The 25,578-nt window shown below is 65.4% G+C and carries 26 protein-coding genes; 15 read left to right on the forward strand and 11 right to left on the reverse strand.

Features of this window, described 5'->3' with window-relative positions:
* The first annotated feature begins 12 nt into the window (after positions 1 to 12).
* On the forward strand, positions 13 to 717 hold the full coding sequence (locus AAHS21_RS04130; protein ID WP_342926397.1) for a GntR family transcriptional regulator: 705 nt from the start codon (positions 13 to 15) through the stop codon (positions 715 to 717).
* A 227-nt stretch (positions 718 to 944) separates the two neighbouring features.
* The gene (locus tag AAHS21_RS04135; protein WP_342926398.1) at positions 945 to 1,472 is read left to right on the forward strand and encodes a hypothetical protein; all 528 of its coding nucleotides are present in this window, start codon (positions 945 to 947) and stop codon (positions 1,470 to 1,472) included.
* On the opposite strand, the gene AAHS21_RS04140 is transcribed toward AAHS21_RS04135, so the two are convergent.
* Positions 1,395 to 2,630, reverse strand: coding sequence for a sulfotransferase (locus AAHS21_RS04140; RefSeq protein WP_342926399.1), 1,236 nt, complete (start codon positions 2,628 to 2,630; stop codon positions 1,395 to 1,397). The two genes, AAHS21_RS04135 and AAHS21_RS04140, sit on opposite strands and share 78 nt — an antisense overlap.
* 28 nt (positions 2,631 to 2,658) lie before the next feature.
* Here AAHS21_RS04140 and AAHS21_RS04145 point away from each other — a divergent pair, with 28 nt between their 5' ends.
* The gene (locus AAHS21_RS04145; RefSeq protein ID WP_342926400.1) at positions 2,659 to 3,246 is read left to right on the forward strand and encodes a TetR/AcrR family transcriptional regulator; all 588 of its coding nucleotides are present in this window, start codon (positions 2,659 to 2,661) and stop codon (positions 3,244 to 3,246) included.
* Complete coding sequence (locus AAHS21_RS04150) at positions 3,243 to 4,346, forward strand: DUF1214 domain-containing protein (RefSeq protein ID WP_342926401.1); 1,104 nt, start codon at positions 3,243 to 3,245, stop codon at positions 4,344 to 4,346. The genes AAHS21_RS04145 and AAHS21_RS04150 overlap by 4 nt, the downstream gene beginning before the upstream one ends.
* Positions 4,347 to 4,421: 75 nt before the next feature.
* Here the strand turns inward: AAHS21_RS04150 and AAHS21_RS04155 are convergent, their stop codons facing one another.
* Genes AAHS21_RS04155 through AAHS21_RS04170 form a run of 4 tightly spaced genes read right to left on the reverse strand, consistent with a single transcriptional unit; the run spans position 4,422 to position 8,264 of the window.
* Positions 4,422 to 5,471: an LLM class flavin-dependent oxidoreductase gene (locus AAHS21_RS04155; RefSeq protein ID WP_342926402.1), complete on the reverse strand. Its 1,050-nt coding sequence runs from the start codon at positions 5,469 to 5,471 to the stop codon at positions 4,422 to 4,424.
* Complete coding sequence (locus tag AAHS21_RS04160; RefSeq protein WP_342926403.1) at positions 5,471 to 5,995, reverse strand: SRPBCC family protein; 525 nt, start codon at positions 5,993 to 5,995, stop codon at positions 5,471 to 5,473. Before AAHS21_RS04160 ends, AAHS21_RS04155 begins: the two co-directional genes overlap by 1 nt.
* 22 nt (positions 5,996 to 6,017) lie before the next feature.
* Positions 6,018 to 7,139, reverse strand: coding sequence for an acyl-CoA desaturase (locus AAHS21_RS04165; protein WP_342926404.1), 1,122 nt, complete (start codon positions 7,137 to 7,139; stop codon positions 6,018 to 6,020).
* A gap of 27 nt (positions 7,140 to 7,166) precedes the next feature.
* Positions 7,167 to 8,264 carry a ferredoxin reductase gene (locus AAHS21_RS04170; RefSeq protein ID WP_342926405.1) on the reverse strand — a complete coding sequence of 366 codons (1,098 nt, stop codon included), beginning with the start codon at positions 8,262 to 8,264 and terminating at the stop codon, positions 7,167 to 7,169.
* A gap of 69 nt (positions 8,265 to 8,333) precedes the next feature.
* On the opposite strand from AAHS21_RS04170, the gene AAHS21_RS04175 reads away from it, so the two are divergent.
* Positions 8,334 to 9,008 (forward strand): TetR family transcriptional regulator, encoded by a 675-nt coding sequence (locus AAHS21_RS04175; RefSeq protein WP_342926406.1) that lies wholly within the window; start codon positions 8,334 to 8,336, stop codon positions 9,006 to 9,008.
* Positions 9,009 to 9,011: 3 nt separating this feature from the next.
* Here the strand turns inward: AAHS21_RS04175 and AAHS21_RS04180 are convergent, their stop codons facing one another.
* Positions 9,012 to 9,617, reverse strand: coding sequence for a GNAT family N-acetyltransferase (locus AAHS21_RS04180; RefSeq protein ID WP_342926407.1), 606 nt, complete (start codon positions 9,615 to 9,617; stop codon positions 9,012 to 9,014).
* A 155-nt stretch (positions 9,618 to 9,772) separates the two neighbouring features.
* Here AAHS21_RS04180 and AAHS21_RS04185 point away from each other — a divergent pair, with 155 nt between their 5' ends.
* The 3 genes from AAHS21_RS04185 to AAHS21_RS04195 all read left to right on the forward strand — a co-directional run bounded on the left by AAHS21_RS04185 (position 9,773) and on the right by AAHS21_RS04195 (position 13,100).
* Positions 9,773 to 10,861: a F420-dependent hydroxymycolic acid dehydrogenase gene (locus tag AAHS21_RS04185; RefSeq protein WP_342926408.1), complete on the forward strand. Its 1,089-nt coding sequence runs from the start codon at positions 9,773 to 9,775 to the stop codon at positions 10,859 to 10,861.
* 116 nt (positions 10,862 to 10,977) lie between these two features.
* On the forward strand, positions 10,978 to 11,679 hold the full coding sequence (locus tag AAHS21_RS04190) for a GAF and ANTAR domain-containing protein (protein ID WP_342926409.1): 702 nt from the start codon (positions 10,978 to 10,980) through the stop codon (positions 11,677 to 11,679).
* 128 nt (positions 11,680 to 11,807) lie between these two features.
* Positions 11,808 to 13,100 carry an acyl-CoA dehydrogenase family protein gene (locus tag AAHS21_RS04195; protein ID WP_342926572.1) on the forward strand — a complete coding sequence of 431 codons (1,293 nt, stop codon included), beginning with the start codon at positions 11,808 to 11,810 and terminating at the stop codon, positions 13,098 to 13,100.
* 25 nt (positions 13,101 to 13,125) lie between these two features.
* Here AAHS21_RS04195 and AAHS21_RS04200 read toward each other — a convergent pair whose 3' ends face one another.
* Positions 13,126 to 13,581, reverse strand: a complete 456-nt coding sequence (locus AAHS21_RS04200; RefSeq protein WP_342926410.1) for a MaoC family dehydratase — start codon at positions 13,579 to 13,581, stop codon at positions 13,126 to 13,128.
* Positions 13,582 to 13,616: 35 nt separating this feature from the next.
* Here AAHS21_RS04200 and AAHS21_RS04205 point away from each other — a divergent pair, with 35 nt between their 5' ends.
* From AAHS21_RS04205 to ag85C, 5 genes are all read left to right on the forward strand, one after another.
* Complete coding sequence (locus AAHS21_RS04205; RefSeq protein WP_342926411.1) at positions 13,617 to 14,114, forward strand: metallophosphoesterase; 498 nt, start codon at positions 13,617 to 13,619, stop codon at positions 14,112 to 14,114.
* A 58-nt stretch (positions 14,115 to 14,172) separates the two neighbouring features.
* Complete coding sequence (locus AAHS21_RS04210) at positions 14,173 to 14,628, forward strand: MarR family transcriptional regulator (RefSeq protein ID WP_342926412.1); 456 nt, start codon at positions 14,173 to 14,175, stop codon at positions 14,626 to 14,628.
* Positions 14,625 to 15,458, forward strand: coding sequence for an ATP-binding cassette domain-containing protein (locus AAHS21_RS04215; RefSeq protein WP_342926413.1), 834 nt, complete (start codon positions 14,625 to 14,627; stop codon positions 15,456 to 15,458). Before AAHS21_RS04210 ends, AAHS21_RS04215 begins: the two co-directional genes overlap by 4 nt.
* A complete protein-coding gene (locus tag AAHS21_RS04220) occupies positions 15,448 to 16,275 on the forward strand; it encodes an ABC transporter permease (protein ID WP_342926414.1) in 828 nt (275 codons plus the stop codon). Before AAHS21_RS04215 ends, AAHS21_RS04220 begins: the two co-directional genes overlap by 11 nt.
* 221 nt (positions 16,276 to 16,496) lie before the next feature.
* Positions 16,497 to 17,516 carry a diacylglycerol acyltransferase/mycolyltransferase Ag85C gene (gene ag85C / locus AAHS21_RS04225; RefSeq protein ID WP_342926415.1) on the forward strand — a complete coding sequence of 340 codons (1,020 nt, stop codon included), beginning with the start codon at positions 16,497 to 16,499 and terminating at the stop codon, positions 17,514 to 17,516.
* Between the two features lie 57 nt (positions 17,517 to 17,573).
* On the opposite strand, the gene AAHS21_RS04230 is transcribed toward ag85C, so the two are convergent.
* The 4 genes from AAHS21_RS04230 to AAHS21_RS04245 all read right to left on the reverse strand — a co-directional run bounded on the left by AAHS21_RS04230 (position 17,574) and on the right by AAHS21_RS04245 (position 22,677).
* Complete coding sequence (locus AAHS21_RS04230; RefSeq protein ID WP_342926416.1) at positions 17,574 to 18,272, reverse strand: YoaK family protein; 699 nt, start codon at positions 18,270 to 18,272, stop codon at positions 17,574 to 17,576.
* Between the two features lie 102 nt (positions 18,273 to 18,374).
* Positions 18,375 to 19,727 carry a maltokinase gene (locus tag AAHS21_RS04235; RefSeq protein WP_342926417.1) on the reverse strand — a complete coding sequence of 451 codons (1,353 nt, stop codon included), beginning with the start codon at positions 19,725 to 19,727 and terminating at the stop codon, positions 18,375 to 18,377.
* Positions 19,724 to 21,508 (reverse strand): maltose alpha-D-glucosyltransferase, encoded by a 1,785-nt coding sequence (gene treS, locus AAHS21_RS04240; protein ID WP_342926418.1) that lies wholly within the window; start codon positions 21,506 to 21,508, stop codon positions 19,724 to 19,726. The genes AAHS21_RS04235 and treS overlap by 4 nt, the downstream gene beginning before the upstream one ends.
* 110 nt (positions 21,509 to 21,618) lie before the next feature.
* Entirely contained in the window at positions 21,619 to 22,677 is a 1,059-nt protein-coding gene (locus tag AAHS21_RS04245; RefSeq protein ID WP_342926419.1) for a S1C family serine protease, read from the reverse strand.
* A 147-nt stretch (positions 22,678 to 22,824) separates the two neighbouring features.
* Between AAHS21_RS04245 and AAHS21_RS04250 the strand changes: the two genes are divergently transcribed.
* Together AAHS21_RS04250 and AAHS21_RS04255 are read left to right on the forward strand one after the other, a co-directional pair.
* Complete coding sequence (locus tag AAHS21_RS04250; protein WP_342926420.1) at positions 22,825 to 23,253, forward strand: TIGR03668 family PPOX class F420-dependent oxidoreductase; 429 nt, start codon at positions 22,825 to 22,827, stop codon at positions 23,251 to 23,253.
* Between the two features lie 133 nt (positions 23,254 to 23,386).
* Positions 23,387 to 25,564: an elongation factor G-like protein EF-G2 gene (locus tag AAHS21_RS04255; protein ID WP_342926421.1), complete on the forward strand. Its 2,178-nt coding sequence runs from the start codon at positions 23,387 to 23,389 to the stop codon at positions 25,562 to 25,564.
* Positions 25,565 to 25,578: the final 14 nt, after the last annotated feature.

The following is a 25,578-nucleotide window of genomic DNA, read 5'->3' on the forward strand; positions in this document are numbered from 1 at the left end:
GTACATACGGAAATGGGCAGCGTATCTTACGCCACTCGCAAGAGCGAGGGGGTACCCGGCACTTCTCGCACTGGGGTCGACCTGGCACGCGACACAATACGAAATATGATTTTACGAGGGGAGATCGATGCCGGCAGCCGGGTAGTCCTTGCCGACGTTGCGCAACGGATCGGGACAAGCGTCACTCCCGTCCGCGAAGCGCTGCGTGACCTTGCCGCGTCCGGATTGGTCGATATCGACGCGCATAAGGGCGCTCGAGTACACGCGTCCAGCGCCGCGGAGTTGTCCGAGATTTATGCATTACGGTCGCTACTTGAGTCGCGGGCGATGGCCGAGGTGGCAGCGCTGGCTGAAGAAGACCGAGTGGTCGCCTGCACGATCGCCGCCCGACTGGTCAAAGAGATGGATCGGGAGTCCGACATGGGCGCCTGGACGACGCTGAATCACGAGTTCCACGCGTGTCTCGTTGAACCTCTTCGTACCCGATGGCCCCTGTTGTTCAACATGATCGAAACATTGCGGAACAGGTCGATGCTGCCTGTGGCGAAGATGGTGCGGGACGATCCAGCAATGGCGGCCAGAGCCAACCGCTACCATCGAGCTCTCGTAACTGCGGTCCGAAAGGGCGATCCCGACAAGGCCGCCCGCGTACGGGCCGAGCATCTGGACCGCGTCATCAACATCATGTTGAAGTCTTTCGAAAACCCCGCCAGCTGATCGCACCAGGGGCCTGTTCGCCCCCGTCGAGACGACAATCACTCGCGTCGCGTTCATTGGTGACCATCACATAAGTGCGGCTTTGGACTAGCGGGGCAAAGCGGGCCGACCCGGAAACTGCCGGTAGCCCATCCGGAGTCATCGCGTCTTCGGAGGTAGTGCCGCAACCCGAGGCGTTTTGACCGCGGGGGTGCGGATGCCGTTGGACGACGACGATCCTGTTTGCGATGCGGATGGCGTGGTCGGCAAAGCGTTTTGTAGTAGCTTCCGAGCAGCGCAACATCGACTACTGCCGCAACGCAGAGTGTCAAGTCTTGCTCAATCAAGACGGTGAACAGGTGGCGGTACAGCTCGTCCATGGCATCGCCGTCATGGCGCAGCTTGGCGGCCTTCCCTGGATCGCCGGACCGCAGCACGCTTTCGACACCGCGGCCGAGAGCGATTGCGATGCGGCCTATTTCAGCGAAGCATGCCTTCGCCTCGTCGGGCGATACGTCGCGAGGTTGTCGATCGCGTACAACTTTCGCGACATGGTGCGACAGCGCACCCATCCGATGCGCGTCGGAAACCTGCCTGCTCACGCACGATCATATATCTTTGGCTCAAGTATATGTGACATCTCTCAGATGTCACAGGCGAAATGGATCGCCTGGACGACAGGTCCTCGGCGGCGCACGCTAATCCAGGAACCGCTCGACATACGGAGCGAACCGTTCGCGCAGCGCGCCCTCCTGCAGACCGAACATTTCGAATGATGTCTGCACGTTGCCCAAGCGGCCGCGCTGGTGGTTCGCGAGGTAGTCGGCGATGGGCTTGCGTGCCTCGTCGGTGAACGGTTCGCCGGCCAGGGCGTAGACCCGCTCGGCGACACCGAGTTCGTCGGCCATGAAATCGTTGAACCGAATGTCGATTGAGCGATCGGGACCGATGGCGTCGCGATCACGCACGAGTGCGGTGAGCATCGCATCGAGGCGGTCGATCCACGAGTTGGCGATCTGTGCCACCGGCACCGGTGAGCGGTGCATGCGTGCGGAGTAGGTGATCATCGCGATCATCGAGAGCGCCACCGGCACCGGATCCCGGTGGGTGAACACGACGATGCTGTCGGGAAACACCCGATCCAGCACCCGCACCTGCTCGAGATGCTGCGGCGACTTGAGCAGCCAGCGCCGGCCGCCGCGCAGGAACTGCATCGCCTTGAGTTGAGTGGCGAGGTATTCGTAGTGGGGCGTCTGGTCATGGGTGCGGTAGTAATCGCGCCAGCGCGGCACCTCGCCGAGCGTCTCGAACAGCATCGTAGAGATGTCGTTGGCCAGCAGCTGGATCTCTTCGTGCACGTGATCGGTGGTCATCTCATGCATCAGCGGGAAATGCGGCATCACCATGTTGACCACCCCGACCGCGACATCCATCCTCGCGCGCCGTGGATCCGGTTCGACGCCAACCTCATTCGGTAACGGGAACGGCTCGTTGCTTTCCCAGTACGGCATGGTGCGGAAGGTGGGCGGCGCGGCCAACAGATTGTGCAGGTGCGTGGTGCCGGTGCGGGGCAGCCCGGCGATCACCACCGGCGAGCGCAATTCGATGTCATTGATCTCGGGATGCCGCTTCAAAAGGTCGGTCAGCAGCAGACGGTTCTTGAGCAGCTGCAGCAGTTGGCCGTAGAAGTTGACGATGCCGGCGCCGTGCAGCCCGTCGATCTCACGCACCGCGGCGAGGTAGACCTCGAGGCGTTCCCGGTAGTCGTCGGACCCGAAGTCGTGCAGGCCGGTATCGGCGCTGGCCTGCGCGTGCAACGCGTCGGACTCCAGCGGGCACTGCGGGGCCATCGTGGCCATCATGTCGAGGATCTGCTGACCCTCGACACTGAAACGGGGCAAGGTCAGGTCGTCTAGGCGAACGGCGTCGGTCACGGCGACTTATGTTACTCTGAGTTTCGTAATGGTAGTGGATTTTGGCCGACCCCGCGACCCGCGCATCGACGCTGCGGTGCTGCGCGCCACCGTCGAGCTGCTGGCCGAGACCGGTTATCCGGGGCTGTTGGTCTCGGCCATCGCGGAACGCGCCGGCACCAGCAAGCCCGCGATCTACCGCCGCTGGCCCAGTAAGGCGCATCTGGTGCACGAGGCGGTATTCCCGATCGGCGCCGCCACCGAGATCCCCGACACCGGGTCGCTGCCCGCAGATCTTCGCGAAATGGTCCGTCGCGCAATGGTTTTCCTGACTACGCCAGCCGCCCGGGCCGCCTTACCGGGCCTGGTCGGCGAGATGGCAGCCGATCCGACCCTGCATTCGGTGCTACTGGAGCGTTTCGCCGGCATCACCGGCGGCGGTCTCGGCGAGTTGCTCGAACGCGCCGCGGCTCGCGGTGAAGTACGCAGCGACGCAACAGCTTCCGAACTCGCCTCCCAAATAACAGATGCCATCGCCGGCATCACCCTGATGGGCCTGCTCACCCGCCCGGACGAATTCGACGACACCTGGATAGACCGCACCACCACGTTGCTCCTGAAAGGAATCAGCGCATGACGCACGAATCGACAGCCGCGTGGAACGAGCTGCTGGCCACCATCGGCGACCTGGACCGCTCCTTCCTGCAGGGCGACCGCGCGGTGACCGACGACCGTCACATTGCCGATGGTTATCGCATGTTGGCCACCACTTTGGGCGTCGCCTTCGACACCTACCTGTTCCCCGAGCCCGGTCGTCCGCAGTTCGTCGCCGTCAACACCCCATTCCGTCGCGATCGCCGTTGGGGTGGCGACAACACCGACGCGTATTACTTCATCTGCCCGGTCGATGAGAAGCGGCGGTATCGCATCAGCGGCAATAAGGGTGACAGCGTGTACTTTTCGGTGACCGCCTACAACGAACCCGCACCGGGCGCATGGTCGGACCGCATCGTCGCGATCGTCCGCGACACCGATCTCGACATCGACGCCGACGGCAACTTCGCCTTCGATTTCCCGGCGACACCGGACGCGGTGGTGCTGATGACCCGCGATTACCAGGCCGACCCGTCGACCGGTCGCCCGGTGACATGGCAGATCGAGGCACTCGACGAGCCGGAGCCGATCCGGCATGGCGACGCGGAGACGGCGGCCAGCCTGCGCGCGGTCGCGGCCTGGATGCGCACCATGTTCGCCATCGTGCCGCTGGCCGTCGGGACACGGGTGGACGACCAACACGGGCTGGGCCACGAAACCGCGCACGCCGCAAACCAATTCGCTGACCCTTATCAGGTTCCCGATGCCAACTTCGGCTGGTCGGCCCGCGACGCCTGCTACGCGTACGGCAGTTTCGTGCTCGACGACGACGAGGCGTTGGTCATCACGCATCGACCGCCGTCATGCCGGTTCTGGAACCTGGTGGTGTGGAACCAGTTCATGGCCACCTACGGCGACGAGGGTGCCCGCTCGTCGCTCAACAACCACAGCGCCGCGCTCAACAGCGACGGCTCCGTGACGATCGTATTGTCCAAAGACATCCTGGCCCATCCGAATTCACTGACGACGCTGGGCTATCCACTCGGCAACCTGGCGTTCCGGTGGTTCCTGTCCGACGGGGTGCCACAGCGGCCCGAGGTGCAGCTCGTCAAGGCCATCGACGCACCGACCGCCGTCAGCTGACGTCGCGTCCGCCGAGTGTGTCCTGAGCGCGAAAAAGACGGCGACAAGTCGCAACCAGTGCACACTCGGCGCAAGTCAAGAGGTTTCGCGGACCAGCTCGATCGCGCGACCCAGGGTCGTGAGCTTGGCATCCAGCGTGTCGCCGGCCGGATAGAGTCGCACGGTGTCGACGCCGGCATCGCGCCATACCGCCAGGCGCGCGCGGACCATCTGCTCGGTGCCGATCAGCGTGGTGCCCAGCACCATGTCGTCGCTCACCAGCGCCGCGGCGCCGTCGCGGTCGCCGGCCTGCCAGCGCTCACGCACTGCAGCGGCGACATCGGCCCAGCCCTGCCGGCTGTAGGCCTGGTTGTAGAAGTTCGTGCTCGACGACCCCATACCGCCGAGGCTGAAGGCGAGTTCCTTCTTGCGGTTGCCGACCATGCCGCTCAGCTCGTCCTCGTCGGCCGCGAATGCGACCTCGGCGCCCTGACAGATGTCGATGTCCGCGCGGGTGCGACCGGCGCTCTCGAGGCCCTCGTCGAGGTGGGCGAAGTACGCCTCGGCAGCGCCTTCGGGCACGAAACTGGTGCCCAGCCAGCCGTCGGCGATCTGTCCGGTCAGCCGCAGCATCGCCGGCGACAGCGTGGCCAGGTAGATCGGGATGGCATGCGCTGGCGCGTTCGCCACCCGCATCGGGACCGCCTCGCCGGGACGGGGGATCTGAAACTCGTTGCCGGAGTAGGAGATCTTGCCCCCGGCGAACACCTGCCGCACGATATCGACGGTTTCGGCGACGCGGGCCAGCGGCCGGCGGAACGAGACGCCGTGCAGGCCCTCGATGACCTGAGGCCCGGAAGCGCCCAGCCCCAACAGGAAACGCCCGTTCGACAGGTTGGACAGCGTGATCGCGGTCTGAGCGACCAGCACCGGCGACCGGGTGCCGACCTGCAGGATGCCGGAGCCGAGCAGCATCGTGTCGGTGCGCGCCGCGAGGTAGCCCAGCGCCGACGCAGCATCGGCACCCCACGCCTCGGCGACCCAGCACACGTCCAGGCCCAGCTTTTCGGCTTCGACGGCCAGCGTCACCACCTGGCCGGTTTCGTCGCTGCCACCGGACAACTCGACCGTGGTCGCAGTGCGCATCAGCGCACCCCGTGTTCGGCCAGCCTCTTGATCGCCGCCAGGGTCTTGCCGATCGCGGTCTCGAATTCGCGCAGCCGGACGAACACGATCTTTTCCTCTTTGTCCGGCATGGCGTCGATCGCCGCCGAAAGCCCCGAGCGTCCCGGTCCCATCTGCATCCAGTAGCTCAGGCTGGTGCCGCCGTCCCGAGGTTCCAGCCGGAACCGCCAGATCGCCGACGGATGCCCGGCATCGCCGACCGCCCAGGCGAATTCCCGGTGCTGCTCGCAGACAACGATGTGCGAGGTGGTGCTCCATTCGCCGAACGCGTCGTGCTGGTTGTAGCCGACGAAGCGGGCACCCACCTTCGGCCGGTCGGCGCCGCCGGCCCACTCCACGGACTGCAGCTCGTTGCTCAGGGTCGGCATCAGCTTGATATCCGAGACCAGATTCCAGACCCGGGCCGGATCGGCGTCAATCCACGTCGAAACTTCCACGGTCGGCATGTCGGCGTAACGTGCTCCGGTCCACTCCACGCCGCCCATTGTCCCCCACCCGGGGCGGGCCTCAGGCCGCGACGGGCTCGCGATCGGCCGGCTTGTCGGCCTTGATCTTCGGCAGCAACGACGTCAGCTTGCCCGGGTCCGGGAAGGTCAGCCGGACGATCTTGCGCACTACGGTGCCGAACTGCTGCAGCAACGGTCCCTTGTTGTAGGGAATCCCGTAGCGCTCACAGATCTCTTGGACCTCGGGTGCGATGTCGGCATACCGGCGCGCCGGCATGTCGGGGAACAAGTGGTGCTCGATCTGGTGCGACAGGTTGCCGGACAGCAGGTGGAAGATCTTGCCGCCGGTCAGGTTCGCCGAACCCAACACCTGGCGGAAGTACCACTGGCCTCGCGACTCGTCCGTGGTCTCTTCGACGGTGAATTCCTGGGTACCGTCCGGGAAGTGGCCGCAGAAGATGATCATGTAAGACCACACGTTGCGCATCAGGTTCGCCGTCATGTTGCCGGTGAAGACGAACGGGGCGAACGGGCCGGCCAGCAGCGGGAACGCGACGTAGTCCTTGAGGGTCTGGCGCTTGGTCTTCTTCCAGATCTCCTTCAGGGTGTCTTTCTTGTCCCAGACCCGGATCTCGCCGGAGCGGATCTTCTCGGTCTCCAGCTCGTGCAGCGCGACGCCGTACTGGAACAGCACCATCAGCAGGAACGCATACAGCGGGTTGCCGATGAAGTAGGGCGTCCATTTCTGGTCTTCGCTCATCCGGATGATGCCGTAACCGATGTCGCGGTCCATCCCGACGATGTTGGTGTGGGTGTGGTGCATGTAGTTGTGCGAATGGCGCCACTGGTCGGCCGGGCACGCGGTGTCCCACTCGAACGAGCGCCCGGAGATATTCGGGTCGCGCATCCAGTCGTACTGGCCGTGCATGATGTTGTGGCCGATCTCCATGTTGTCCAGGATTTTCGCGACTCCCAGCATCGCGGTGCCCAGCAGCCAGGCCGGCGGCAGGAACAGCAGAGCGCGCCCGCCGACTTCCAGCGTCCGCTGAGTCTTGATGACGCGACGGATATAGTCGGCGTCCGCTGCGCCGAGGTCTGCCATCACCCGATCTCGGATGGCGTCGAGTTCACGGCCGAACGCGTCGGCCTGTTCGGGGGTAAGGGTGATCTTGTCGTGTGACATAGCTCCTCCTCCAAAGGTTTACGAAAATTAAAGGGATAGATCGACGTCGCCGACGGGGACGGATACGCAGATCTGGATGTCTTCGTCCGGGGCGGTCGAGACCGCGCCGGTGGTGAGGCTGCGCACGGTGCCGGAGACCTTCCGGCGGGTGCAGGTGTGGCAGATGCCCATCCGGCATCCGTTCTCCGGCGTCAGGCCGGCCGATTCGGCCTGCTCGAGCAGCGAGCGGCCGTCGTCGACAACGTCAACTCCGCTGTCCGCGAACGTGATCCGTCCGCCCGACGGGTTCGACGGAGCCGTGCTGACCGGCGGCACGAAGCTCTCGGTGCACACGTTGTCGCAGTGCTCGCGGACAGCGTCGACCAAAGCTGTTGGGCCGCAAACGAATACCGCATCTGGGTCGGGCATCGCGGCGGCCAGATGATGCGGCCCGAAGCGCCCGTCGAGCTCGCCCGAACCCGAACGGGTGAACCCGTGCAACACCCGGACCCCGGGCATCGCGGCCAGCTCCTCGCGGTAGCACGCCTCGGCCTCGGTGCGCGCGTAGTGGACGAACGCGATTTCACCGTCGTGGCCCTCGGCGACCAGGGTGCGCAGCATCGCCATGACGGGCGTGATGCCACTACCACCGGAGACCAGCAGAATCCGTCGCGGCCGTTGCGCCGGCAAGACGAAGTCGCCGCCGACACCGGTCAGCCCGACCACCATGCCGCGGCGGGCCTGCTCATACAGGAAGTTCGAGACCAACCCGCCGTCGTGCCGGCCGACGGTCAACTCGACGGTTTCGCTGCCTTCGACGTTGGCCGGGGAATAGCAGCGGGTGTGCCGGCGGCCGTCGATCTCGACGGTGACGTTGACGTACTGACCGGCCTTGACGGTGTGGGTGGTGGTGGTGAAGCTCTCGTTCGGCGCGAGGGTGAGCGTGACGCTGCGCGGCGTGGTGCGACGCACGTCGACGACCTTGGCGCGGGCTTCGCCCTGGGTCCAGGTTGGGTCTACCAGCTCGGTGTAGCGGTCGACACCGTGCGGGCCGGTAAGCAGGTCAACCAGGTCGGAACCGAGGATGCGGTTCCGGAAAGTCTTGGCGAAGCTCCGACGCGAGGTCTGACTTCTTTGAGTGAACATATGTACACCGTGCGGCGTATGGGTGCAGCTAGTCAAGGGTTTCCGCAGCTCTGTGGTAGGCTTCACACAGTGAACGGTCGTACTCCTAGCTCACGGCCGCACCGTTCGGGCCGCGAGCGTTCCCGAGAAAGCCCCTCACGCGAAGAGCGCAAGGAGGCCACTCGGCGCGCCATCATCGCCGCGGCGCTCAAGCTGCTGCAAGACCGCAGCTTTTCGGCCCTGAGCCTGCGTGAGGTCACCCGCGAGGTCGGTATCGTGCCCGCGGCCTTCTATCGGCACTTCGAGTCGATGGAGGCGCTCGGGCTGGTGCTGATCGACGAGTCGTTTCGCAGTTTGCGCGACACCCTGCGCGACGCGCGCGCCGGCAAGCTCGACCCGAACCGGGTGATCGAGTCGTCCGTCGAGATCCTGATCGCCAGCGTCGCCGACCGCCGCGAGCACTGGCGTCTGATCGGCCGCGAACGCAACAGCGGTCTCAGCGTGCTGCGCTACGCGATCCGCACCGAGATCCGGCTGATCACCTCGGAGCTGGCCACCGACCTGGCCCGCTTTCCGGGCCTCAACGCCTGGAGCACCGAGGACCTCAACGTGCTGGCGACCCTGTTCGTCAACTCGATGATCGTGATCGCCGAGGCGATCGAGGACGCCCAGACCGCCGAGGCGCTCGAAGACATTCGGCGGATCGCGGTCAAGCAGTTGCGCATGATCGCCATCGGTATCGCCAGCTGGCGAAGCAACCCTTGACCCCTAGCGGGGTTCGCGCCACATCGCCCACAGCGGCGGGCCGCCGCCCGGCAGTGGCATTTCCTGGGTGACCTCAAAGCCGAAACGCAGGTAGTACGGCACGTTTTCGGGCTTACTCGACTCGAGATAGGCCGGGCAGTGCTCGGCATCACAGCGGTCCAGCCGCGACCGCATCAACGCCTGGCCGTAGCCCTGGCCGCGGACCGTCGGGTCGCTGCCGATCGCGGCCAGATACCAGTGCGGCTCTTCGGGATGCTCGCGCTTCATCATTTCCTGGATGTCGCGTGCCATCCCGGTCCGCAACCCGAACACCCTCAAGAAGGCGGGCGTCATCGCGAACTGGGCCCGGCGGGATTCCTGCCAGTGACCTGGCGGATCCCACAGGGCAGCCGCACCGATGCCGGATCCGTTGTCGGCCACCTCGACGCCGCCTTGGGGCAGATGATGGTGGCGGGTCATGGCGGTGAACATCCGCATCAGATGCGCGGTCCGGGTCATGCTATTGGGAAATATCCAGGTCATCACCGGATCGTCGAAGAAGGCACGGCTCAAGGTGGCGGACAACTCGCGGAGGTCGGCTTTGCGCGCCGGACGTGCCTGGGGGGCCATCCCGCCAGGCTAGTGGCAAAACCTGCTCAGAACGACGGACCGCGGAACATCATGGTGAAGCCCGTGACCGCCGCGAGTGCACCCACGGCGTAGACGACGAGGTCCCGCCTCAACAGCACGCGTCTCAGGGTGCAGACGAGGGGTACTTTAGTGCGATGACCGCACTCTCACGTCGGACATTCGGGCAGATCGCCACCGGCGTGGGGGTGCTCGGCGCCGGCGCGTTGGCCGGTGGATGCTCGAGCGAACATCGCGGTTCTCCCAGCAATCCGCCGCCGGTGACCAAGGGCGTGGGAATCACGCTGTCGCACGAGCAATTTCGCACCGACCAGCTGGTGTTGCAGGCCCAGGCCGCCGAAAAGGCTGGCTTCCAATACGTCTGGGCCAGCGACCACATCCAGCCGTGGCAGGACAACGAGGGCCACTCGATGTTTCCGTGGTTGACGCTGGCACTGGTGGGCAACAGCACCAGCCGCATCTCCTTCGGCACCGGAGTCACGTGTCCGACCTACCGCTACCACCCGGCAACGGTGGCGCAGGCCTTCGCGTCGCTGGCGATACTGAGTCCGGGCCGGGTGTTCTTGGGCGTCGGGACCGGCGAGCGGCTCAACGAGCAGGCCACCACCAACATGTGGGGCAAGTACCCCGAGCGTCACGACCGGCTGGTCGAGGCGATCCAACTGATCCGGCAGCTCTGGTCTGGTGAGCGAATCTCGTTCGCGGGCCGCTACTTTCACACCAACTCGCTAAAGCTCTACGACATACCACCGAATCCGCCGGCTATCTTCGTGGCCGCCAGCGGACCCAAAAGCGCAAGGTTGGCAGGGCAATACGGCGACGGCTGGATCACTCAATCCCGCGATCTCATCAATCCGAAGCTGCTGGCCGCGCTCAACGACGGTGCCCACGCCGCCGGGCGGGATCCCGCGACGTTAGGTAAGCGCGCCGAATTGTTCGCCGTCGTCGGCGACGCCGAAGAAGCCGCCCGCACGGCTGCCTTGTGGCGATTTACCGCCGGGGCCGCCGACCAACCCAATCCGGTCGAGATTCAGCGTGCCGCCGAGGCAAACCCGATCGAGAAAGTGCTGGCCAACTGGACCGTCGGCACCGATCCCGCCACACACGTCACCGCCGTGCAGTGGGTTCTCGACGGCGGCGCGATCCCGTTTCTGCACTTCCCGCAGGGCGACCCCATCGCCGCGATCAACTTCTATCGCGACTACGTCCTGCCCAAGCTGCACTAGCTGCTTTCGCTGCCTGGCTTGGTTTGCGCTGTGGCGCAACGTATTGCGCATTCCGCCGGTTCGTGCGGCCAACACCGGGTACAAGCCGCGCCCCAGATCGTGCAGAATGCGATCTCATGGATCCTTCGCAGCGGAACGCCAGGCATGAGCTCGCCGTCCGCATGGCCGAACTCGCCCGCGCAATTGCCACCCCGCGCGCACTCGACCAGGTGCTCCGGGATGTCACCGAGGCAGCGGTGGAATTGATACCGGGAGCCGACGTCGCCGGAGTGTTGCTGGTGAAGAAAGCCGGGGAATTCGAGTCCCTTGCCGACACCGACGGCCTGGCTGGACAGCTCGACAAACTCCAGCAGGATTTCGGCGAAGGACCGTGTGCCGAGGCGGCTCTTCAAGAAACGATTGTCCGCGCCGACGATCTCCGTAGTGAGACACGGTGGCCTCGATACGCACCGGCAGCCGTGCAGCTCGGTGTCCTCAGCGGCCTGTCGTTCAAGCTGTACACGGCGGACCGCACCGCGGGCGCGCTGAACTTGTTCGGTTTCGAGGCGGGAGTGTGGGACACCGAAGCGGAAACCATTGGATCGGTGCTGGCGGCGCATGCCGCAGCGGCGATCTTGGCGGAGCGGCACGGAGAACACATGCAATCAGCACTGTCGTCCAGAGATCGCATTGGCCAGGCCAAGGGCATCATCATGGAGCGCTACGACGTGGACGACGTGCGCGCCTTCGACATGCTGCGACTGCTATCTCAGGAGCAACAAACAAAACTCGTCGACATCGCGGATCGGGTCATAGAAACCCGCGGCGCCGGCGACTGAGTTAGGCCGGCGCGACCACCGGCCTCCCTTGACGCCCGTACGACGGATCGCATCTACGATGAGGGAGCCCGTTGCGGGTTGTAGCTGAGATGCCGGTGCGACGGTGCACCGGCGGATGGGTGGCCACGGTGTGGGACTTCGAAACGGACCCGGAATACCAGGCGAAGCTGGACTGGGTCGAAAAGTTCATGGTCGACGAGCTGGAGCCGCTCGATCTGGTCGCCCTTGATCCGTACGACAAAAAGAACGCCGAGATGATGGCCATCCTGCGGCCGTTGCAGCAGCAGGTGAAGGATCAAGGCCTGTGGGCGGCGCATCTGGGCCCCGAACTCGGCGGCCAGGGCTTCGGCCAGGTCAAGCTCGCACTGCTCAACGAAATCCTCGGACGCTCCCGCTGGGCGCCGTCGGTGTTCGGCTGCCAGGCGCCGGATTCCGGCAACGCCGAAATTTTGGCGCTGTTCGGCACCGAAGAGCAGAAGGCGCGTTATCTGCAGCCACTGCTCAACGGCGAGATCTCCTCGTGTTATTCGATGACCGAACCGCAGGGCGGCTCCGATCCCGGGATGTTCGTGACGTCGGCGACCCAGGACGGTGATGACTGGGTGATCAACGGCGAGAAGTGGTTCTCCTCCAACGCCAAGCATGCGTCGTTCTTCATCGTCATGGCCGTCACCAAGCCCGACGCCCGGACCTACGACAAGATGTCGCTGTTCATCGTTCCGGCCGAGACGCCGGGGATCGAGATCATCCGCAATGTCGGGGTGGGCGGTGAATCAAAGCACGGTTCGCACGGCTACGTCCGCTACAACGATGTCCGGGTGCCGGCCGATCACGTGCTCGGCGGTGAAGGATCGGCGTTCATGATCGCACAGACCCGCCTCGGTGGCGGCCGGGTCCACCACGCGATGCGCACTATCGCGTTGGCACGCAAGGCGTTCGACATGATGTGCGAGCGCGCCGTGTCACGCAAGACCCGGCATGGCCATCTCAGCGACTTTCAGATGACCCAGGAGAAGATCGCGGACAGCTGGATCCAGATCGAGCAGTTCCGGCTGCTGGTGCTGCGCACCGCCTGGCTGATCGACAAGCATCACGACTACCAGAAGGTGCGCCGCGACATCGCCGCGGTGAAGGTCGCGATGCCCCAGGTGCTGCACGACGTCGCGCAGCGCGCGCTGCACCTGCATGGCGCTCTCGGGGTCTCCGACGAGATGCCGTTCGTCAAGATGCTGGTGGCCGCCGAGTCGCTGGGCATCGCCGACGGCGCTACCGAGCTGCACAAGATGACCGTCGCCCGCCGCACGCTGCGTAAATACCAGCCTGTGACAACGCCTTTCCCGTCGGCTCACATACCGACCCGACGCGCGGAAGCCGAGGCCCGCCTGGCGGAGCGACTGGAGCACGCGATCGCCGAGTTCTGACGCACGCTTCCCTGCCGAGCAGACGTCAGGAAATGTAGCGAACGATGCTTTCGGCCACACAGGCCGGCTTCGGCGACCCTTCGATCTCGACGGTGGTGGACACGATCGCCTGCACGGCGCCGCCGCCGACGTCCTCGACCGAGACCAGCGAACTTCTCGCCCGTACCTTCGACCCCACCGGCACCGGGGCGGGAAAGCGAACCTTGTTCAGGCCGTAGTTGATTGCGAGCTTAATGCCCTTGACGGTGTACATATCGTGTTGCATCCGCGGCAGCAGCGACAGCGTCATGTAGCCGTGGGCGATGGTCTTACCGAAGGGACCGGCGGCCGCCCGTTCCGGGTCGACGTGGATCCATTGGTGATCACCAGTCGCGTCGGCGAAGAGGTTGACGTCTTCCTGAGTGATGGTCACCCAGTCGCTTTGCCCGATGGTCTCCCCCGCGGCGGCGGCGAGGTCGGCGACTGACTCGAAGGTACGCATGCTTTCTCCTCTGCTCGCGGGTAAGCATAGAACTCGTGAGGCTGCTGCTGATTGCCGATACCCATGTGCCCAAACGCGCCCGCGATCTGCCGGCCCGGGTGTGGCAGGAGGTCGAGCAGGCCGACGTCGTCATCCACGCCGGTGACTGGATCGCGCTCGAATTGCTCGACGAGCTGGAATCCAGGGCAGCGCGCCTGGTCGGCTGCTGGGGCAACAATGACGGACCGCGGTTGCGGGCGCGGCTGCCGGAGCGAGCCGACGTGACGCTGGCGGGTGTGCGGTTCACGGTCGTGCACGAAACCGGTGCGGCGTCCGGCCGCGAAGCCAGGATGTCGCGGCTCTATCCGGACACTGACGTGCTGGTGTTCGGCCACAGCCACATTCCCTGGGATACGACGGCCCCGTCCGGCCTGCGCCTGCTCAACCCGGGCTCGCCGACGGATCGACGCCGCCAGCCGTTCTGCAGCTACATGACAACCAGCGTCGATCACGGTGCAGTGACCGAGGTCATGCTGCACCACCTCGAGAAGTAGCCCAGATAAAGGCCCTACACAGCCCGTACACATATATAGCTCGTAAACAGAGGTATATATGCAAGCACTCAGATCGCATACCGACCTGGTCGGCGAAGTGTTCGGCGTCGTCGGCCGATTCCGCCGCCAGCTGCGCAGATCCGCCGGCCGGGGGCTGGACTCCGCCCGCTTCACCGAGGCTCAGTCGGAGCTGCTCTGGTTGGTCGGCCGCCGCCCCGGAATCTCGGTGCGCGCGGCGGCGACCGAACTCGGGCTGGTCCCCAACACCGCCTCGACGATGGTTTCCAAGCTGGTGTCCAACGGTTCGCTGATTCGGACCGTCGACGAGACCGACCGTCGCGTCTGCCAACTACGACTCGCCGAGCCCACCCAGCAGATCGTCGACGCATCGCGTGCCGCCCGGCGCGCGCTGCTGTCCGAAGTGATGCAAGAACTCAATAACGACCAAATCGATTCTCTGACAAAGGGGTTGGAGATTCTCGACATGGTGGCCCGCAGATTACAGGAGAAATGATGACGAAATTACCGATGGCGATCGACTGCCGGCACCTGACCTTCCACTACGGCCACTTCACCGCCGTCGACGATCTGACACTCAAGGTGCGGCCCGGCGAGACGATGGGCTTGCTGGGACCCAACGGCGCGGGTAAGACGACGCTGGTGCGGATGCTCACCACGCTGACCCCCGTGCAGCACGGCGAGTTGCGCATCTTCGGGATGGACTCCCGGCGCGATACTGTCGACATCCGCAGCAATATCGGTTATGTCCCGCAACAACTTTCGATCGAACCCGCACTGACCGGCCGACAGAACGTGGAATGGTTCGCCCGGCTGTACGGGGTACCGCGCTGCGAGCGGGCCGGCCGGGTCGAGCAGGCACTGGACGCGATGGAGCTACTCGATGTGGCCGACCGCCTGGCCGCCACCTATTCCGGCGGCATGGTGCGCCGCCTGGAAGTGGCACAGGCCTTGGTCAATCGCCCGTCGCTGCTGGTGCTCGACGAGCCGACCGTGGGATTGGACCCGATCGCACGCGACGGCGTGTGGAACCAGGTGCGCAGCATGCAGGCCCAGTTCGGCATGACCGTGCTGCTGACCACGCACTACATGGAGGAAGCCGACGCCTTGTGCGATCGCGTCGCGCTGATGCATCACGGCGTCCTGCGTGCCGTGGGCACCCCCACTGAGCTGAAGTCGAAGGTGTCGTCCGGCGCGACGCTCGAGGACGTCTTCCGCCACTTTGCGTCCACCGACCTGCGCGACGACTCCGCGTCCTCCGAAGTATCCAAGTCCGACTTCCGTGAAATCCGTTCCAGTAGAAAGGTTGCCAGCCGTGCCAGTTGATCACACCTGTGAAATCCCGGCCGCCACGCTGGTGCGTGCACCGCGCGGATGGCAGCGAGTCAGCGCGACGTTCGGGCGCGTCGGCGCTTTCGCGATTGTCGAACTGCAGAAGCTGCAGCACGACCGCACCGAGCTGGTCACCCGAATGGTGCAACCGGCGCTGTGGTTGCTGATCTTCGGGACCACCTTCAGCAAGTTGCGTGTCATCAACACCGGATCGGTGTCCTACCAGGCCTTCCTGGCCCCGGGCATCATCGCGCAGTCGGCGCTGTTCATCTCGATTTTCTATGGCATCCAGATCATTTGGGACCGCGACGCCGGCGTGCTGTCCAAACTGATGGTGACGCCGGCACCGGCGGCGTCGCTGATCACCGGCAAGGCGTTCGCGGCCGGCGTGCGCTCGGTCGCCCAAGTCGTCGGGGTGCTGGCGCTGGCTTACCTGATGCGCGTCGGCCTGACCATCAACCCGCTGCGCATCCTGGCGGCCATGGCCACCGTGATGCTCGGCGCGGCGTTCTTCGCCTGCCTGTCGATGACGCTGGCCGGACTGGTCCGCAATCGCGACCGCCTGATGGGTATCGGACAGGCCATCACGATGCCGTTGTTCTTCGCGTCGAACGCGCTGTACCCGGTCGACGTGATGCCGTCGTGGCTGCGTGTGCTGAGCACCGTCAACCCGCTGAGTTACGAGGTCGACGCGTTGCGCGGGCTGTTGATCGGCACCCCGCTGAACTTGTTGGACTTCGTCGTGCTGGTCGTGGCGGCGCTGCTTGGAATTGCCACCGCCTCAACACTTTTGCGGCGCTTGGTCGCCTAGGCGGTAACGCATGCGCGATCGCGGCGCAAGGGGGTGGCACGGTTCCGGGAGCCGATCGTGACCTGACCGAGATGATAACTCGGCGACTCCGAATCGTTAGCCAACCGCGATCTACGGGCCCGGCCGTGCCAGACGAATCAGACCCTCCCGCTGTGTTTCACTCCCGGAGAACAGATTCCACCGCGCGACGCGGCAGATGAAAGTTGGGATGGGTTATCGCTATGACATTCGTTGGGAAGTTGCGTGGCGCCGCGACATTTCGGCCGCGCCGACTGGCGATCGCGGTTGTAAGCGCTGCCCTGTTGTCCGGTCTGGTCGCTGTTGTCGGCGGCTCGGCGACTGCGGGGGCGTTCTCGAAGCCGGGTCTTCCAGTGGAGACCCTGCAGATTCCATCACCGTCGATGGGCCGCAACATCAAGGTCCAATTCCAGGGCGGCGGACCGCACGCGGTCTACTTGCTCGACGGTCTGCGGGCGCAGGACGACTTCAACGGCTGGGACATCAACACCCCGGCATTCGAGGAGTTCTACCAGTCCGGCATTTCGGTGATCATGCCTGTCGGCGGCCAGTCCAGCTTCTACAGCAACTGGTACCAGCCCTCGGCAAGCAACGGCCAGAACTACACCTACAAGTGGGAGACCTTCCTGACCCAGGAGATGCCGCTGTGGTTGCAGGCCAACAAGCAGGTGTCGCCGTTCGGCAACGCCGCGGTGGGGCTTTCGATGTCGGGTGGCTCCGCGATGATCCTGGCCGCCTACTACCCACAGCAGTTCCCTTACGCCGCTTCGCTTTCCGGCTTCCTCAACCCCTCCGACGGCTGGTGGCCGACGCTGATCGGCTTGGCGATGAGCGACTCGGGTGGTTACAGCGCCAACAGCATGTGGGGCCCGTCTACCGACCCGGCATGGAAGCGCAACGACCCGATGCTGCAAATCCCGCGGCTGGTCGCCAACAACACCCGCGTGTGGGTGTACTGCGGTAACGGCACACCGAGCGACCTCGGCGGCGACAACATGCCGGCGAAGTTCCTCGAGGGCCTGACGCTGCGCACCAACGAGCAGTTCCAGAACAACTACGTGGCAGCCGGTGGACGCAACGGTGTGTTCAACTTCCCTGCCAACGGAACTCACTCGTGGCCCTACTGGAACCAGCAGCTGATGGCGATGAAGCCCGACATGCTGCAGGTGCTCAACTCGCCCACCACGGCACCACCTGCCCCGGCGGCCGCTCCCGCCGGCTGAGAATGGCAAAGTCAGCCTCGGCAGCAGCGCACCAATCAGTGCTGCTGCCGAGGCGGCTTATTCTTTGGCGTCCTTTTTTCTCAGCTCTGCCTGGCGGTCCTGATGGAAATAGGTGTAGACGGTCGTCAAAGCGCACACGGCGGTGGCGGCCACCAGCATCGCGGTGCCGTTGACGACTGAACCGATGAAGCCGCCCAGCGTGGCGCCCAGGACGATGCTGGCGAACAACAGAAAGTACCCCAGCCAGTCGGCAGCCCGACCACCGGCGATGTGTCGCTCGATGCCCTGGCCCATCTTGACCAGCGTGCCGGTCACGTAGCTCAAGGGCACCGACACCTCGCCGTTCTTGACGAAGGAAGTGTTCAAAGCGCCGATGCCGAACGCCATCAGCGCGATTGGCGGGAAGTCGACATCACTTTCGCTCCAGCCCTCATCGATTACGTCGACCAAGGTGGCCGCGATCAGACTGAAGGTGGTCAGCACGGTCGGTCCGTGTGGATGCGCGACCCAGAAATGCCGCCGGCAGGCCGACGCGATCACCACCCCGGCAACGAAGCACAGGATCAGCAGCATCGCGGCTACCGAAGGCCACACCTCGCCGCGGAAGAACCCGAGCGGAGCACGTTGGGCGTTGCCCGTCATGAAGGTCACCAAATACCCGGCGGAATGAAGAAAGGAGGTCGCACCCAGCACACCGGCGAGCGCCCCCAAGACCCAGGACAGCCGTGTTTCGCTGTTGAAGATTTCATTCGCCACGGCAACCATGCAAGCAGAGGTCGTGGAGGCGCGCACCGATCGCATTGGAAACACATAGGAAACGCATGTGTCGGGCGTGCCCGACACATGCGGCGCATAAAGTCACTCGGTCGCCGTCAGCCGGGCGATGGACCGCAGTGGGATGGGCAGCCATCCCGGCCGGTGCCGCGCCTCATAGCCGGCCTCGTACACGGCCTTGTCGAGTTCGTATGCGGCCAGCAGCCGCGCCGAATCACGCGGGTCGGTTCCCGACGCGGCGCCGTAGCCGTCGCAGAAGGCGGCGCGGTTGCGCTCGACCCATTCGCGGGCGCGCGCCGCCAGCTGCTTGTCGCCCTCGTGGTCCACCAGCGGCCCGTATGCGGCGTACTCGTACGACCGCAGCACACCGGCCACGTCGCGCAGCGGCGAATCCGGGGCCCGTCGCTCATCCAGTGGCTGGCCGGGCTCACCCTCGAAGTCGATCAGCACCCAACTCTCCGGGGTGCGCAGCACCTGTCCCAGGTGCAGGTCACCATGCACGCGTTGAACGGTGATCGTCTCGCCGGCCAGCTTGCCGAAGCGCTCCTCGACCGTCGCCGCGAACTCTTGCAGCTCGGGCACCAGCGCCGCCGTCGACGCCAACCGGGCCAGCACGTTGTCCACCGGGAAGGTGGTCTGCGCGGTGCCCAGGGTTTCGGCGAGGGTGGCGTGCACGGACGCGACGGCCTCCCCAAGCCGGTAGGACTCACCGGCGAAGTCGCCGCCGACCTCGTAGGCATACAGGTCACCCTCGGCGAACAGGTCGCGGACGCTGGCCGTGGCCATGGCCCAGCCCTCGGCGGCGTTGGCCTCGAACTCGGTGACCATGCCGAGCGGCCATGCCGTGTCCTCGGCGCCGTCGTCCCCGGCAATCTCGTAGGTGCCCAACAGTCGGGCCACGTTCGGGTTGCCGGCGCGGCCCAGCGCCCGGTTCAGCTCGATGTCGGGGTTGATGCCGCTGCTGACCCGACGAAAGATCTTGAAGATCGCGTCCCGATCGAAGATCACGCTGGTGTTGGACTGCTCGGCGTCGGCCACCCGCGGCCATGCCTCCAGCGGAAGCGTGGCATCGGGCTCTTTGCGAAACACGACTTCGGTGCCATCCGCATCGCGCGCCGCGGACTGGTCGATCAGCGACAGCAGGAACCGCGGACCGTCGGTTCCATACAGCGCGTCATAGCCGGTCTGGTCGTCGACCGCGCCGATGGTGGCCACCGTGTTGTACTCGGTGACCGGCTCGGCGTCCCACCCGACCAGCACCTGATAGCGCTCCGCGGGGCCACTGGCGTAGGTGGCGTCGACCAGCACCAGCTCGAGATTGTCGCGCAGCGGAACCACCAGCCCGGCCTCGGCGCGGGTCAGCTGACGATTGCGCCCGGCGTACCAACGTTGCTGCGGCAGCCATTCGGTCCAGGGCAGCTTGGTTGACTGACTCATGAGTTCTCCTCCGATGCGCACAGCTGGAACCAGTAGAACCCATGTCCCGGCAGTGTCAGCAAATAGGGCAGATGTCCGATTCGCGGAAACTCCACTTGGCCGGTGAGTTCGATCGGCGTGTGGCCGCTCCAATGTTGCAGGTTCAACTCGATCGGCTGCGGAAACCGCGAGAGGTTGTTGACGCACAGCACGATGTCTCCGTCGTCGGGTGCTTGACGTAGAAACGCCAGCACCGACGGGTTTGAGCCGCCGAGTTCCTCGAACGATCCGATCGCGAACGCGTCGTGACGGCGCCGCACCGACAGCATCATGCGGGTGAAGTTGAGCAATGACGTCGAGGTGTCACGTTGTGCCTCGACGTTGACGGCCTGATAGCCGTAGACCGAGTCCTGACTCGGCGGCAAATACAGCCGGCCGGGATTGGCCTTGGAGAAGCCGGCGTTGCGGTCCGGGGTCCACTGCATCGGGGTGCGCACGCCGTCGCGGTCACCGAGCCAGATGACGTCGCCCATGCCGATCTCGTCGCCGTAGTACAGCACCGGTGAGCCGGGCAGCGACAGCAGCAGCCCGGTGAACAGCTCGATCTGGTTGCGGTCGTTGTCCAGCAGCGGCGCCAGCCGGCGGCGGATTCCCACATTGGCCTTCATCCGCGGGTCCTTGGCGTACTCGGAGTACATGTAGTCGCGCTCTTCGTCGCTGACCATCTCCAGCGTCAGTTCGTCGTGGTTGCGCAGGAAGATCCCCCACTGCGCCATGTCGGGGATCTCGGGCGTCTGGGCCAGGATCTCCGAGATCGGGAACCGCGACTCGCGCCGCACCGCCATGAATATGCGCGGCATCAGCGGGAAGTGGAAAGCCATGTGGCATTCGTCGCCCCCGGTGCTGGCGTCACCGAAGTACTCCACGACGTCGGCGGGCCACTGATTGGCTTCGGCCAGCAATACCCGGCCCGGGAACTCGTCGTCGATGACCTTGCGGACGCGCCGCAGGAACGCGTGGGTCTCCGGCAGATTCTCGCAGTTGGTGCCCTCACGCTCGAAGAGGTACGGCACCGCGTCCAGCCGGAAACCGTCGATACCGAGATCCAGCCAGAACCGCAGCACGTCGATCATCGCCTCTTGCACGGCCGGGTTGTCGTAGTTCAGGTCGGGCTGATGGGAGAAGAACCGGTGCCAGTAGAACTGCTTGCGGACCGGGTCGAACGTCCAGTTCGACTCCTCGGTGTCGATGAAGATGATGCGCGCGTCCGTGTATTTCTCGCTGGTATCGCTCCACACGTAGAAGTCGCCGTACGGGCCGTCCGGGTCGTGCCGTGACTCCTGAAACCACGGGTGCGAATCCGAAGTGTGGTTCATCACTAAATCGGTGATGACCCGGATCCCCCGCTCGTGCGCCGCGTTGAGCAACGCCACGAAGTCATCGACGTCGCCGAACTCGGGCAGCACCTTGTAGAAGTCTCGAATGTCATAACCACCGTCGCGCAGCGGTGAGTCGTAGAACGGCGGCAGCCAGATGCAGTCGATCCCCAGCCACTGCAAATAGTCCAGGCGCTGCATCAGCCCGCGCAGATCACCGGACCCGTCCGCATTGCCGTCCAGGAACGCCCGAACCAGCACCTCGTAGAACACCGCGTGCTTGAACCAGGTCGGATCGGCCGGCAGTGACGCCGCGATCTCGAAGTCCTCGGCGTTGGGGTGTTCGACGACACCCCCCTCGACGTGGCTGCCGCCCGCGGGATCGTGCTCCGAATCCTTCTTCGAGGCGTCGTTTGCGTCGTTCATCAATTCCACGATGCCACGTGTACCCGAGGCGAGCAGATCGGAACCACCTCGCTAATCTGCCGTCCCAGCAACCGAATTGGCCTCCGGTCAGGCATTTCCATGCATCCGGATCAGGCCGGAGGCCCGTCGCCCAGGGTCACGGGCGCGCTGCGGGGAGCCCCGCCGGAGTTCCAGTGCAGCGTGATCACGTCCCCGGGGTGATGCGGAACCAGGACGTCGGTCATCGCGGTGGGACCGTTGATCGGCACATTGTCGACCGCGGTGATGATGTCACCGGGCGCAATGCCACTTCCCGCGGCGGGACCGCCGTCGACCAGACGTTGGACCCGGGCACCGTTGCCGCCGTTTTCGGCAACGCCCATGCCGATGAAGGCCGTGGGCCCGATGTGCACGGTGTTGGACCCGGCGCCGGAGCGGATCTGGTTGGCGACGCCCATCGCGTGACCGATCGGGATCGCGAAGCCTTGCCCGCCGGACATCTTGTAGCTGTCGGTGGCGGCGGTGTCCACGCCGACCACCTGCCCGGCGTTGTTGACCAGCGGCCCACCCGAGTCGCCGGGCTTGATCGCGGTGTCGGCCTGGATCAATCCACCCAGCGTCTCGTCTGCGCCGGTCAGGGTGTCGGTGGCCGAGACGGTCTGGTTGAGCGCCACGACGCGGCCGGGCACCACGCTCGGCGCTCCGCCCTGCCCGTGGGTATTGCCGAGCGCGGTCACCGGCTCGCCGACCCCGACGCCGCCACCGATGGCGGCGGCGGGCAGGCCGCCCGCCCCCCGCAGCTGCAGCACCGCGATATCGGCGGTGCGGGAGTAGCCGATCACGTCGACGCCATAGGTCTGGCCATTGCCGACATCGAACGCGGAGATGTCAGTGGCAGCCGAGATCACGTGGTTGTTGGTGAGCACCACACCACCGGGATCGATGACGATGCCGGTTCCGGCCCCGATCGCGTTGTTGTAGCCGAACCGGGTGCTGATGTTGACGACCGCGGGTCCGACCTGGCTGGCGATGTCCAGCGGGAACATCGGTGCGTCGCGGACGCGGTCTGGCCCCAGGGCTGACGGCGATGCAGCTGCCGGCACCGTGTTCAGGCCCAGACTCAGTCCCACCACAGCCAGCACACTGACCAGCCATGACCACCAGACTGAGCGGGGGTGCCCTTTGCTCATCCCGTACCTCCCTGCATCGGGGTGCGAACCAGAAGCGGCCCAGCCTCCACGTCTGGACCGCACATTTTGTGTACCTCACCGTAATGCAGGTAGCTAGTTCAGGGCGCACGGAACGCTGATCGGCATTTACGGCCCTAAGCTGGCGCAGTGGGCGAATTCGACCCCAGAGCCCGGTTCGCGCGGTCCCCGGTGGCGCGGCTGGCGACCAGCTCGGCCGACGGAAAACCGCACCTGGTGCCGGTGGTCTTCGCGGTCTCTGAAACCGCTCCAACTGGCTCCCGCGACATGGTGTACACCGCAATCGACGCGAAACCGAAGAGCACGCAGCGGCTGCGCCGGCTGGCTAACATCGCGAGCAACGCGCAGGTCAGCCTGCTCGTCGACCACTACGCCGACGAGTGGACACAGCTGTGGTGGGTCCGGGCCGACGGGGAGGCTTGCATCCATACCGACGGCGCGGCACTGCACACCGGCTACCAGCTGTTGCGGGCCAAATACCCTCAGTACCAATCGGTTTCGCTCAACGGCCCGGTCATCGAGATAACGGTGCACCGCTGGTCGAGCTGGCACGCCTGACCCAGCGCGTCGCTGCGCGTAATCGTGGCCGTCCCGTGGCCTTGTATTGGGCGGCAGTTGGGAGAAAGGTTGCCTAAATACGTTCTGTGAGCTAGGACACACCGTGCCCGACCGAGCGGACTGGAGGAAGGTCATGGCGGACAAGGCGAACGCTTCGGTGAGCACGGGAGCACCTCCCACCGCCAACTGTCCTGGCGATGTCCGCAACATCGTCCTGGTGGGCCCCTCGGGCGGCGGCAAGACGACGCTGGTCGAGGCCCTGCTCGTCGCGGGTGGCGTGCTGACCAGGGCGGGGTCGGTGACTGACGGCAGCACCGTCTGCGACTACGACGACGCCGAGATTCGCCAACAGCGGTCGGTGGGCGTCGCGGTGGCCTCGCTGTCGCACGGCGGCATCAAGATCAACCTGGTCGACACACCCGGCTACGCCGACTTCGTCGGCGAGCTGCGTGCCGGATTGCGTGCGGCGGATTGCGCATTGTTCGTGATCGCGGCCAACGAGGGCTGCGACGGTATTGACGAACCGACCAAGTCGCTCTGGCAGGAGTGCAGCCAGGTCGGCATGCCTCGCGCCGTGGTAATCACCAAGCTCGACCATGCCCGCGCGAACTACTCCGAAGCACTGCAGGCCGCGCAAAACGCGTTCGGCGACAAGGTTTTACCGCTCTACCTGCCGACCGGCTCGCCGGCCTGCGAAGGCCTGATCGGCCTGCTGTCGCAGCAGCGCTACCGATACTCCGGTGGCACCCGGACCATCGAGGCGCCCGATCCCGCCGACGACGACCGGACCGAGGAGGCGCGCGGCACGCTGATCGAGGGCATCATCGAGGAATCCGAGGACGAGTCCCTGATGGAGCGCTACCTGGCAGGTGAGGCGATCGACGAGGCCGTGCTGATCGACGACCTGGAGCGCGCGGTCGCCCGCGGTTCGTTCTTCCCGGTGATCCCGGTCTGCAGCGGCACCGGCGTCGGCACCCTGGAACTGCTCGAGGTCGCCACCCGCGGATTCCCCTCCCCGATGGAACATCCACTACCGGAGGTGTTTACGCCGCATGGCGCTGTGCACGCCGAGCTGGCGTGTGATGCGGCAGCGCCGTTGTTGGCAGAGGTGGTGAAGACGACGTCTGACCCTTACGTCGGCAGGGTGAGTCTGGTCCGGGTGTTTTCCGGGACCATCAGGCCCGACACGACGGTGCATGTGTCGGGTCATTTTTCGTCCTTCTTCGGGCCGGCCAACGGCTCCGACTCCAGGGGCCATACCCACCCCGACCACGACGAAGACGAACGCATCGGGGTGCTGTCTTTCCCGCTGGGCAAGCAGCAGCGGCCCGCACCCGAGGTGGTGGCCGGCGACATCTGCGCGATCGGCAAGCTGAGCCGTGCCGAAACCGGCGACACGCTGTCCGACAAGGCCGAGCCGCTGGTGCTCAAACCGTGGGCGATGCCCGAACCGCTGCTGCCGATCGCCATTGCCGCCCATGCCAAGACCGACGAGGACAAGTTGTCGGTCGGGCTGGGCCGGTTGGCCGCCGAGGACCCGACCCTGCGAATCGAGCAGAATCAGGAAACCCACCAGATCGTGCTGTGGTGCATGGGTGAGGCCCACGCCGGCGTCGTGCTAGAGGCCCTGGCCAGCCGGTACGGCGTCACCGTGGACACGGTGGAACTGCGCGTCCCGCTGCGGGAAACGTTCGGCGGCAAGGCAAAAGGCCACGGTCGCCACGTCAAGCAGTCCGGCGGTCACGGCCAATACGCGGTGTGCGACATCGAGGTGGAGCCGCTGCCGGAAGGTCGCGGATTCGAGTTCGTCGACAAGGTGGTCGGCGGCGCGGTCCCGCGGCAATTCATCCCGAGCGTGGAGAAGGGAGTCCGCGCACAAATGGAAAAGGGCGTGCACGCCGGATATCCGGTGGTCGACATCCGGGTCACCCTGCTCGACGGCAAGGCTCACAGCGTGGACTCGTCGGACTTCGCGTTCCAGATGGCGGGTTCCCTGGCGCTACGGGAGGCCGCCGCCGCGACGAAAGTCGCACTGCTCGAGCCGGTCGACGAGATCTCGGTGCTGGTGCCCGACGATTTCGTCGGCGCGGTGATGGGAGACTTGTCCGGCCGGCGCGGTCGCGTGCTGGGGACCGACACCGCGGGCCAGGACCGCACCCTGGTGCGCGCCGAGGTGCCTGCGGTCGAACTGACCCGATACGCGATCGATTTGCGTTCACTGGCACATGGCGCCGCGTCCTTCACCCGAACGTTCGCCCGCTACGAACCGATGCCGGAGTCCGCTGCGACCCGAGTGAAGGCTACTGTTTGAAAGCACTTGATAAA

This window comes from Mycobacterium sp. 050272, assembly GCF_039023525.1.
In the GTDB taxonomy this organism is placed as follows: Bacteria; Actinomycetota; Actinomycetes; order Mycobacteriales; family Mycobacteriaceae; genus Mycobacterium.